Here is a 9,087-nt window from a genome sequence, read left to right on the forward strand (position 1 = left end):
TAGACTTGAGGTTAAACCTAAGTTACTAGTCTTAAATAAAATCCTGCGAGAAGATGTTGCTGAGAGATTAGGGGTTGCAGATATGCAAAAACGTTACTTAGATACCGTAAGGTCACATGGTGTGAATTATGCTTTGGTAGAGCATTTAGGTAAGCCAACCGAAAGCTTAAGAGATATAGCTGAGTTAGAAGGGAAGATACAAACCTTTAAATCTTCTCATTAGAGTAAGAATTTTAAATTATAGGTGAAAGGCTTAAAAGTTGCTACAACCTTATTGAAAATTTGTAGAAATAAAAAGGATTAGGGTGAACATAGTTTATATGTGATGGAGTTTGATAGTGATGAATGAGTTGCTCACTTACTTATTCTTAATCGGTATATTCTTGAGCTTTGCCTCAATCCCTTGGTACTTTAAAATGAGAAGGAAGATGATTAAACTCATCAAGAGAGTTACTGAAGACTTAGAAAAGTCCTTTAAACCTAAGGATAAAGAGTATGTACTTTTAGGATACTTAGTTGGTTATAGAGCTAAATATATACTAGATGGTGGTGATAAAGCTTACTTACTACTCACAACAGCCCCTAGACATTCCTTGTTATACTACCCGTTCCTCAAAGCTTTCAGAAGAAAGGATAGACTTAACGTAGCTATAGAATTCAGTAAAAGGTTCATCTCTAGAGAACTTCATGCAATTAATACTTCAGATAAAAGATCCCTATCCATATTAGCGGAAGATTTAGGTAATAGGTTAGTTAAAATGTCGAAGCAGATTCTTAAAACTTCACGTGGTACCTACACTGTTTATTACGAGAACCCAGTAGATGTAGATTTGGTAATGAATTTGGTAATGAATGCGCCCACAACTATTTACAAACTTTCAGCATATTCGAAAAACAATATGGTTGAGGTGGCGGCAGAGGTTAAAGAGGGTGCTACAATCGGTACCGTTACTCTCCTTAAGGAGTTTAGCGTACGTGTGACAAAACCTTCTAAAAGTTAAAAAGTGCTTTATATGAGAAAATAGAATCTTAATGTTATAATGTACACGATCACTAAAGTAAGAGGAAAGGTAAGATCATTTTATTCTCAAAATTTATAACGATATTACTCTACCTTTACACTCATTAAATGATACCTAGAGATTTAAGTTTCTCAATAGTTGGTGCCCCAGTATCTTTATCCCATCCTCTTAATTCGTAATACTTATCTTTCATTAACTCTAATACCTGTGGTTTTACATGCATACCTTTAGAAGGTCCTTCGGGTATCGGCTCTATCATTAACCTCTTCGGTATAGTATCATCCTTTCTTGCCACTCCACATTTAACATTGAAGAGCCTCTCCATATTGTATATCCTCTCCCCTATAGTCTTGAGCTCCGTAAGATCGATATCGAACCCCGTAGCTAAATCTACAATCTTTACATACTCTTCAGTTAATGAAAATCCCAACGCCCTCTCTGTAAATCTACAGATGATTAATGAATCTCCTACAGCGGTCATATGTTGAACCTCTATTACCCATTCGGGCTTCCCATCGATCTTCGCCCTATCTATTATACTATACTCCGCCGTCGGCCTATAGTCATGGTGGCTACCACCCCTCGTCGATGTCGAATAACCTAAAGTCAGACCATAGACACCCCTTGGGGAGTGCGCTGGCAGCTCCAATCCTTTTATATGCATCGCAAAGTACTCAGAGCCCTTACCTATGATTTGAGAAGCCCTTTTACAACCCTCAGCGAGGACCTTGCCGAAACCCCTCTTATAGGCGATCTTCTCGATCATCTCGAGCATAGCTTCACAATTCCCAAACTTCAGCTCGAGCCCATCGGTATCATTTCTATCTATCAACCCTCTTTCAAAACACTCCATCGCGAAGGCTATAGTTACACCAGTGGAGATCGTATCTAAACCTAATTCATCACATTTATGTACCGCTGCTATAACATCCTCCATGGAAGAATTCCCACATACAAAACCGAAAGCGTAGATATTTTCATACTCCGGCCCTCTCGCTTCAGTGCCTGCATGTTTACCTTCGACAACTCTTGAATGCTTACCACATGAGATCGGGCAAGCGAAGCATGAAGTACTCTTATTGGTATAGAATCTTTTCATCAATACATCGCCACTCAACTTCTCCCAGTGCTCAAAGTACTCCTCCCTCCAATTTCTCGTACCTAATATTCCAAGCATGGATGTTGTGAAGACGATCGATGGTGTTCCTAAGATTCTTAGCGCCTTCGTCGCATCAACGAGCTTCTTCACCAAACCTCTTATGTAATCTCTAGCTCTATCTTCATTGGCCAAAGTGATCTCACCTTCACCACTTGCACATATAGCCTTTAGATTCTTCGAGCCCATCACAGCCCCAAGCCCACCCCTACCAGAAACTCTAAAGCCAGATAACAGACATGCGTACCTAACAAGGTTCTCCCCAGCTGGCCCTATAACTATCGACTCTAGATCTGGTTCATTGAGGTCTTTCTTCAGCATCTGTTGAGATTCGGTAGTCTTTTTACCCCAATATGCACTTGCATCCTTCAATTCGACCTCTCCATCACGTATGTAGAGGAGTGTCGGTTTCTCCGCTCTACCTTTAATTACAATACCATCGTAACCAGCGAGTTTAATAACTCTGGCCCATTTGCCCCCACATGTCGAATCAAAGTATTGATTCGTAAGTGGTGATTTTGATGCTGAATGGAACCTTGTAGTTGCAGGTATAATGGTACCTGTAGCCGGGCCTGTCATAAATGTCAAGATATTTTCAGGATCGAATGGGTCGATCGATGGGTTAAGTTCGTCCAAAATGATCCTGATCGAAAAACCATTCCCACCCAAGTACAATCTACTGAAGGCTTTATCGAACTCTTGTACTGTAACTTTATTCTTGGTCAGATCGATTCTGAGAATTCTCCCACGGTAACCAGTACCCTCAAAGTTCATGAATGTAGACCTCATCATCAATCATATTGATGAGTCGTCATCTTCTTATTTCTTAATGTGCAACATTCTTGTAGAGAAGAGAATGTGCTGGTTTAAAGAACGGCTCTCTCAACTCGATCGCTCGTAAAAAAAGTTTTGCCAACTCATCATCTGAAGCTCCATTTCTCATAGGTGTGAGAAAATCGATAAGATTATCATTTCTCAATAGACACGGTTTAAAGTAACCATCATGAGTGATTCGAATTCGATTATCACCCATACAAAAGTTTGAGTTGTGCATGGGCTTCACTACCTCCACCCAAACACCATTCGGCATCAAATACTTGTGACGAAAATGAGTCGATCTTATATCCTCCTTTACCGCTCTCTCCATTAGAGATCGTTCTATCTGAGTAAGGTCACAATGGAATTCGTTGTAATTTTTACTCGATTTGCCCTCGTTCACCAACTCGATCAATTGTAAAATCACCACATCCCCACCACCCATATCTGCTGCGAAGTTGATCATATCATCGATCTCATCATCATTCACACCCTTTAAAATGACCATATTCAACTTGATCGGAGTTATGCCCACATCGATGCACATTTTAATGGCATTTAGAGTATCTTTAAGTCTCATAACACCGGTGATCAACTTAAACTTCTCCTCATCAAGGCTGTGAAGGCTGATGTTCACCCGATTCAGACCGGCATTCTTCAAATCTATAGCGAGCTTGTCGAGGTTTGTACCATTTGTAGTCATGGAAATTTCATTTACTTTTTGGTTATGAATTCTACTGATAATATCGATGATATCTTTTCTGAGTAAAGGTTCGCCACCAGTCAACTTTACAAAATTTATACCGAACTTGGTAAGGATTCTTACGATTCTCTCGATTTCATGAACACTCATCATTCGATCCTGAAGATTACTAACTCCTTCTCTATGACAAAAGATGCACCGAAAGTTACAATTGGTGCTCGGATTGATCGATAATCTCAAACCTAGAATCGGTCTATTGAATCGATCGACAAGTACCATTTTACACCACTTAGACCTTTGAATCTTTGAGACTCAATAAATTTTTAAAAAACCATTTATTTAAGGATATTGAAGAGATTGTAACCATACACACTTTTGAATGAGTTAGTATTAATAAAGTTTGAATCAAAACTTCAATCTTTAAAGTTTTATGTATATCACAAATAAAAGAATTATAGATGTTAGAAAAACAAAGACCCATACCCTCTTATCCCAACTTATGACTTTATATCCATCGAACATACCGAACGGTAGTAGATTAAGAAATGCTATCAATGTATTGATGTAAGCACCATTTCTTAAAATGATGTGAAATGGTATGGGTACTATCGGAAGGAAGAGAATTAAGATCAAGGCGAGGATGATATTTATTAAAGGACCTGAAATCGCTGACTTCCCTATGGCTTTGGTCGTAGCATAACCTGATATTATAACAGCACCTGGTGCGATGATTTTGAAGAAGAACGGCAATATACTGATTAAAGTGATGATCACTCCAAATGTATTCAATCTAAACTCGGCCCACAATCCATAACTTTGGGCTACAAATTTATGGGCCAGTTCATGGAGGATGAAAGCTGATGCGAAGAGTGTTATTGAGGGGAGTAAGATGAACCACGGTCCTGCAAATTTCATGAGTGAAAGGCCGATGAGTATTACCAATAAGGTACCGATAGTTAAGTGAATAACTTCAGTGAAACTGAATTTTAAGGTACGTATAGTACGTATAAAAGAAAAAGTCTTAGTTCTATAACTCTGTGCAGGCCTAAGTTTAAAACCTTGTAAAGGAGGCTTTGCCATCCATAATTCTGAGCATTTATGATTCTCAGGAAGACGATGCTCGGCACAAAATCTTTTTCCACAATACGGGCAGGTGAAGGGGAGCCACTCTTCTTTACCACAATATTCACAAGACAAATTTCCTCTCTGATTAATTTAATAATAGTAGTATAAAAGTTAAATGTTCGGTAAGGAAAGATCGATAAATCTTTATAATAAATGGAGATTGAAGATCTCTTCAAATTATCTGGTTTTATCAATATTGTGAAATAACTGTTATTAGCCGAGGGAGATTCGAACTGCCGTCACCGTTAACACCTCTATGGTAAGATCCAGAGGCAGCACCCTTAGCCCTTACGGATTGGCACCTAGACTACCGGGCTATAATATTTATTTAGATTCGATTACGTATTCCCTCAAGATGATTTAAGTGCAGGAATCATTCATAGTTCTTGAGGTATAATAAAAAATATAATATAGAAGAACTGACTAATAAAACTTGATGCAGAAACTTAGAAGAAGGGAATTTATCAAATTAGGCCTTGGCGCAGCCGTTGGTGCCGCTCTAGCCCCAAGTATTGGAGTCTTGTTGGAGGATGTGAAGTCACATAGTGTCGCAACCGGTACAAAAGAGGCCGAGGGCAGGGTGCCTCTATTCTGCGGGGCATGCGGTGCCAATTGTGGATTGATGTTCGTACAAAAGGGTAATCTTAAGTATATTCTGCCTAACTTATCACACCCACAACCGGGGATGTGTTTCCGTTCAGCTTCAGCCATCCAGATATGGAACCATCCACTCAGGCTTAAGAAACCACTGAAACGTGTAGGAGCTAGGGGTGAAGGAAAATTCACAGAGATAGATTGGGAGACAGCCTTGAATGAAATCGCAGCAAAACTGAAAGGGGTTGTGGAAAAGTATGGAGCTGAAAGTGTGGCATTTACGAGACACGATCACATGGCGTGGATCTTACCATTCATAGCGTTTACTCTGGGCACTCCTAATGTAGTCGGTCATGAAGGGACTTGCCATGCGGCCTCTACGGTCGCTAGAAGGTTCACACTTGGCGCCGCAGGTCCTCCCACGATCGATCCAGATTATGCCAATGTCAGATATCTACTACTTATAGGTCGTATCCTTGACGCTGCCATGGGTCAGGTGAGAAGTTTAGAAAAAGCAAGAAAGCTTGGCCTTAAAGTAGTAGTGGTAGATCCCAGATTTCCCAATCTGGCCTTCTCTTCGAGTGAGTGGGTACCCATCTACCCTGGAACGGATGCTGCCTTCGCTTTATCTATGATACATGTCATAATCGATGAGAAGCTCTACGATGAAGATTTCTTGAAAAGGTATACCAACGCGCCCTTCTTGATCAAGCCCGATGGGCACCCCCTTATGGGAGCAGATATAGCTAAGCCCGGCGTCACCTACTTGGTGTACGATAAAGCTACTAAGGAGTTGGTGGAGCATGATAAGGCTAAAGACCCGGCACTAGATTACAAGGGGTCGGTGGAGACCACTAAAGGTATTGTAGAAGTAAAGACCGCGCTCGAACTATTGAAGGAGAGGGCGGCTAAGTATCCACCTGAGAAGGCAGAGAAGATTACAGGAGTACCCGCTTCTACCATAATTAGAATTGCTAGAGAGTTTGCGGAAGCTAAAGGAGTAGCTGAGGATGGTTGGTACACCTCGAAGAATGGTAATGACTTTGATGCGTATAGAGCGATCCAAACACTGAATATACTCGTTGGCAATATAGACAAGAAAGGCGGCCTCTGCTACAGAGAGGATGCAAGATTCCCGCCATCAACCAGAGTGGTTAGAGAAGAAGTCGAGACCATCCTCGGTTATAAACTCCCCCTACCCAAGCAGAGGAGGATAGATCTACTTAAGTATCCAGAAACGCCAAGCTGCTTCGATGCCGTCCTCGATGGTATCGTGGAAGAGAAGCCTTACCCGATCAAGGCTCTGTTTATAGTGGGTACTGCCCCATTCCAACGAGATGTGAATTACGAAAAGCTGAAAAAGGCCTTCGAAAAGTTGGAGCTCGTAGTCACCTTTGAGATTCTTCCACAGGACCATGTAGACTGGTGTGACTACGTACTGCCTGACTTAATGTTCTTGGAAGGTGATGAGATAGGTATCGTTAAATGGACGCTGCACGCTGCTGTGCAAAAATCACATAAAGTACTCGACCCACCACCAGGTGTAGATGCGAGGGATGCCTTCTGGGCCCTGATGGAGATTATAAGAAGGGCCTTTCCCGACAGGGCACGTGCCGTAGGTTATACGGAGAAGTATGCCGATCCTCGCAAGTTTAAAGAATATGAGGAGGAAATTACTAAGAAGATTATAGAGGGGTTAGCTACTGCTTGGAAGCTTTCACCCGATGTGATAAAGAGGGCTCTCGATAAAGATGGCTTCTTTATACTTAAGAAGAAGGCCTACGAAGTTTGCCCGTACGTTGTAGAAGCGAGGACACCTAGCAAAAAGTTAGAGATATACACCCTCCACGCTCTTACATACAAAATGGACCCACTCCCCGATTGGAGACCACCCGCTTATACAATCCCACGAGCTCCCAATGAATTCTATCTTGTGAATGGAAAGGACCAGCAGATAAGTGCTCACGCACTCTTTACTAAGAATGCCAAATGGCTCGTCGAGAGGCGGGTATGGATGAATATAAATGATGCTAAACGTTTGGGCATCTCGACCGATGATGAGGTGGAATTGAAAGGTATTGATACGGGTATTAAGGCGAGGGCAAAGGTATGGGTAACGACCAAAGTGAGGGAGGGTGTGCTATACACATACTCTTTCGCAGGTGGAAGGTCGAGCCGCTTGATAAGTCCTGAATACAACTTCTTAAAGGAGGGTATCAATCCAGTCCTGTTCACAACCGGAAAAGTGGAGCCGGTATCTGGAAGTGCACCTACCAACGCAAGTGTGGAGGTGAGGAAGATATGACCAGGTTGGCACACCTCTGGGATCAATCCCGTTGCATCGGTTGTGGAAGCTGTATAGCTGCATGCAATACCGCCAATTACAACTCTTCCACAGATGAAAATAAAACTTGGAAGTGGGTACAGAGCAATATAAAGAGCGTAGTGCTACTGAACCCTCGTCCGATGCTCTACCTCGTCCAGTGCCAACAGTGTGATAAACCCAGTTGTGTTTTTGTTTGTCCTACGGGCGCATCCTACAGAGATAAAGATGGCCTTGTGAAGATAAAGGATAGTCTGTGTATTGGGTGTAAGTACTGCATGGTAGCGTGTCCTTACGAAGCCAGATGGCTCGATCCTAAGACCGGCCTTCCGACCAAGTGTCTGGAGGATGAGTGCCTGAAGAGGGTGAAGGCTGGTGAGCTTCCCGTATGTGTTGAGGTCTGTCCGGCGGAAGCCCGCGCTTTCGGAGATATCGATGATCCATCCTCTGAAATTTCACAGAGATTAGCTCGGAGCCGCTATATACGTCTACTTGAAAATAAGGGGACAGAACCAAAGCAATTCATAGTGGTGGGATTATAATATGTCCCAAGAAATCTGGCATCCATTGTTGATCGGACCGTTTCTGTGGTTGGTCGGCATAGCCGGAATGGGGAGTGTCGCCTATGTACTATTAAAATGGAGTGGTGTAGAAGAGAGGAGAAAGGAATTGAGCTGGACCCTCTTCGTATCCATGGTACTAGCTACCATACTCGTGATAGCGGACCTATCGAGATCGTGGAACTTAATTCCGGCATTGTGGAGCGCGATTGCGGGAGGTACATTCAATGTGATGGGGAGCTGGATGTCTGTGGGTATCGTATTACTTATACTCGGAATTCTCTTCACCCTACTCCTAGCCATCAGAAATACTGGCGTTAAGCAGTTGAGTGCGGTAGTCGACACGAGAGGGTTCGAATCGGTTATGATACTGCTAGGCGTTCTGCTCACGATCTACAGTGGTTTTTTAATAGCGACGACCCCCGGTATCCCATTCTGGAACACGGCGCTAATACCACTACTGTGGATGATAAGTAGCTCTAAATCTGCCGTATCTCTTGTGAAAGTTCTTATATATAATGAGAGTGTATCCAAATCTGCTACGAAATACGGGCTAGGCTTAAGTGTGACAGAACTCATCTCACTCTTCGCACTGATAAATCTTGCCATGTATGGCAGTAGGGCTGCTAAGCTGAGTGCGGAGACCTTAGCCTATGGAGGATTAGCGATCGTGTTTTGGGTCGGTGTGATCATTCTAGGTATCTTACTCCCCCTATTCATGGGGCTCGTCAAGAAGAAGGGCAAAGTCTTAGGTATAGCGGCCACAGTACTATCTCTGATGGGTGCAT

The 9,087-nt window shown here is 42.4% G+C and carries 8 protein-coding genes; 5 read left to right on the forward strand and 3 right to left on the reverse strand.

Features of this window, described 5'->3' with window-relative positions:
• Both NZ896_05505 and NZ896_05510 read left to right on the forward strand, forming a co-directional pair.
• Window positions 1-223 (forward strand): hypothetical protein (locus tag NZ896_05505; protein MCS7116911.1); only part of this gene is annotated, 223 nt, incomplete at its 5' end.
• A gap of 118 nt (window positions 224-341) precedes the next feature.
• Window positions 342-1,001 (forward strand): hypothetical protein, encoded by a 660-nt coding sequence (locus NZ896_05510; GenBank protein ID MCS7116912.1) that lies wholly within the window; start codon window positions 342-344, stop codon window positions 999-1,001.
• A gap of 124 nt (window positions 1,002-1,125) precedes the next feature.
• Here NZ896_05510 and NZ896_05515 read toward each other — a convergent pair whose 3' ends face one another.
• The 3 genes from NZ896_05515 to NZ896_05525 all read right to left on the reverse strand — a co-directional run bounded on the left by NZ896_05515 (window position 1,126) and on the right by NZ896_05525 (window position 4,639).
• On the reverse strand, window positions 1,126-2,952 hold the full coding sequence (locus tag NZ896_05515) for an aldehyde ferredoxin oxidoreductase family protein (GenBank protein MCS7116913.1): 1,827 nt from the start codon (window positions 2,950-2,952) through the stop codon (window positions 1,126-1,128).
• A gap of 52 nt (window positions 2,953-3,004) precedes the next feature.
• Entirely contained in the window at window positions 3,005-3,976 is a 972-nt protein-coding gene (gene moaA / locus NZ896_05520; protein MCS7116914.1) for a GTP 3',8-cyclase MoaA, read from the reverse strand.
• A gap of 141 nt (window positions 3,977-4,117) precedes the next feature.
• A complete protein-coding gene (locus NZ896_05525; protein ID MCS7116915.1) occupies window positions 4,118-4,639 on the reverse strand; it encodes a hypothetical protein in 522 nt (173 codons plus the stop codon).
• A 619-nt stretch (window positions 4,640-5,258) separates the two neighbouring features.
• Here NZ896_05525 and NZ896_05530 point away from each other — a divergent pair.
• The 3 genes from NZ896_05530 to nrfD form a co-directional block, all read left to right on the forward strand.
• Window positions 5,259-7,721, forward strand: coding sequence for a molybdopterin-dependent oxidoreductase (locus NZ896_05530; protein ID MCS7116916.1), 2,463 nt, complete (start codon window positions 5,259-5,261; stop codon window positions 7,719-7,721).
• Entirely contained in the window at window positions 7,718-8,281 is a 564-nt protein-coding gene (locus tag NZ896_05535; GenBank protein ID MCS7116917.1) for a 4Fe-4S dicluster domain-containing protein, read from the forward strand. The genes NZ896_05530 and NZ896_05535 overlap by 4 nt, the downstream gene beginning before the upstream one ends.
• A 1-nt stretch (window position 8,282) precedes the next feature.
• Window positions 8,283-9,087 (forward strand): polysulfide reductase NrfD (gene nrfD / locus NZ896_05540; GenBank protein ID MCS7116918.1); only part of this gene is annotated, 805 nt, incomplete at its 3' end.

It is taken from the genome of Nitrososphaerales archaeon, from assembly GCA_025058425.1.
Taxonomy (GTDB): Archaea; Thermoproteota; Nitrososphaeria; order Nitrososphaerales; family JANXEG01; genus JANXEG01.